At 73.0% G+C, this 988-nt stretch carries 1 protein-coding gene; it reads right to left on the reverse strand.

What is annotated here, in order from left to right; all coding sequences use genetic code 11:
• Positions 1-7: 7 nt before the first annotated feature.
• On the reverse strand, positions 8-976 hold the full coding sequence (locus FNQ90_RS24725) for a type II secretion system F family protein (RefSeq protein WP_182608369.1): 969 nt from the start codon (positions 974-976) through the stop codon (positions 8-10).
• Positions 977-988 lie beyond the last annotated feature (12 nt).

Genomic DNA, 988 nt, shown 5'->3' on the forward strand with positions numbered 1-988 from the left:
GGTGGGCTCAGATGTCGATGCGTCCCAGGCGGCGGATCACGACGAAGCCCAACAGGTAGAGTCCCAGCGCGAGCAGCAGAAGGATCCGTCCGATCCCGCTCCCGGTGATACGGTCCATCGCGCCGTCGGCCATGGTGTTGATCAACAGCAGCGCGCCGAGGCCGATGGTGGGGACGGTGACGGCGGTGGCGTTGACCTCCGCCAGCATGGTGCGGACCTCGCGCCGGGTCTCCTTGCGCTCCTCCAGGGTCTGGGTGAGATTGCGCAGGGAGTCGACGATGGCGCCGCCGGCCCGGTTGGCGAGGGTCAGGGTGGTGACCAGGACGTTCAATTCGCGTGAGGGCAGTCGCTCGCCGAGTTCGCCCAGGGCCTCCTCCAGGGGGCGGCCGACGGCGAGCTGGTTGGCGACGACGGCGAGTTCCGCGCCGGCGGGGTCCTCCATCTCCTCGGCGGCCATGGACAGGGCGGTGCGCAGGGCCAGGCCGGCGGCGGTGCCGTTGGCGATGAGGCGGGACAGTTCGGGGAGTTGGGCGATGAATCGCTCGTTGCGGCGGGTGCGCTGCCACTCCAGGAAGGTGTTGGCGGCCCAGAGCCCGATCAGGGCGAAGATCGGGCCGAAGAACGGGGAGAGGAGCGCCCCCCCGATCAGCCACAGGGCGATCACGCCGGTGAGCGCGTAGACCACGTATTCGGCGGGGCCGATGTCCAGGCCGCCGGCGGCCAGTCTCAGGCGGAGGGCGCGGCCGAGCCGGGTCTCGTGGAGCCGACGGTCCAGTGCGGGGAAGCGGGGTCGGCGGCCGTGCGGGGTGCGTGCGGGGAGGACGGACAGGGGTACGGCGTCACCGGGTTCCGGGGCGGGACCGGAGAGGCGGCGCACCAGGGCCCGGCGGCGGGCCCGCCCGGCGGCCCACACCTGGATCCCCGCGACGGCCACGACGAGCGCCAGCAGGGTGAGTCCGAGGGCGAGCTGCGGCAGGCGGTCCGGGAG

Source organism: Streptomyces alkaliphilus, from assembly GCF_014141535.1.
GTDB classification, from domain to species: domain Bacteria; phylum Actinomycetota; class Actinomycetes; order Streptomycetales; family Streptomycetaceae; genus Streptomyces; species Streptomyces alkaliphilus.